We start from the raw sequence: 969 nt of genomic DNA, 5'->3' as shown, positions 1-969 counted from the left end.
GGCAAGGCGATCTCCATCGCCCTGCACGGCAACGCCGCCGAGATCCTGCCGGAACTGGTCAAGCGTGGCGTGCGCCCGGACATGGTCACCGACCAGACCAGCGCCCACGACCCGCTCAACGGCTACCTGCCGATCGGCTGGACCTGGGAGCAGTACCGCGACCGCGCGCAGACCGACCCGGCCGCCGTGGTGAAGGCCGCCAAGCAGTCCATGGCGGTGCACGTGCAGGCCATGCTCGACTTCCAGAAGCAGGGCGTGCCGACCTTCGACTACGGCAACAACATCCGCCAGATGGCCAAGGAAGAGGGCGTGGCCAACGCCTTCGACTTCCCCGGCTTCGTGCCGGCCTACATCCGCCCGCTGTTCTGCCGGGGCGTCGGCCCGTTCCGCTGGGCCGCGCTGTCCGGTGATGCCGAGGACATCTACAAGACCGACGCCAAGGTCAAGGAGCTGATCCCCGACGACGCCCACCTGCACCGCTGGCTGGACATGGCCCGCGAGCGCATCAGCTTCCAGGGCCTGCCGGCGCGCATCTGCTGGGTCGGCCTGGGCCAGCGCGCCAAGCTCGGCCTGGCGTTCAACGAGATGGTCCGCTCGGGCGAGCTGAAGGCGCCGATCGTGATCGGCCGCGACCACCTCGATTCCGGCTCGGTGTCCAGCCCGAACCGCGAGACCGAGGCGATGCAGGACGGCTCCGACGCCGTGTCCGACTGGCCGCTGCTCAACGCCCTGCTGAACACCGCCAGCGGCGCGACCTGGGTGTCGCTGCACCACGGCGGCGGGGTGGGCATGGGCTTCTCGCAGCACTCGGGGATGGTGATCGTCTGCGACGGCAGCGACGAGGCGGCGGCGCGCATCGCCCGCGTGCTGACCAACGACCCGGGTACTGGTGTCATGCGCCACGCCGACGCCGGCTACCAGATCGCCATCGACTGCGCGAAAGAGCAGGGCCTGAACCTGCCGATGATC

The 969-nt window shown here is 69.8% G+C and carries 1 protein-coding gene; it reads left to right on the top strand.

Annotation, left to right across the window (positions count from 1 at the left end; all coding sequences use genetic code 11):
• Positions 1-969: urocanate hydratase (gene hutU / locus PSEWESI4_RS00070; RefSeq protein ID WP_187669148.1), on the top strand; the 969-nt coding region annotated here is incomplete at both ends.

Origin of the sequence: Zestomonas carbonaria, from assembly GCF_904061905.1 — a bacterium.
GTDB classification, from domain to species: domain Bacteria; phylum Pseudomonadota; class Gammaproteobacteria; order Pseudomonadales; family Pseudomonadaceae; genus Aquipseudomonas; species Aquipseudomonas carbonaria.
This window is presented reverse-complemented; position numbering and strand designations above follow the sequence as displayed.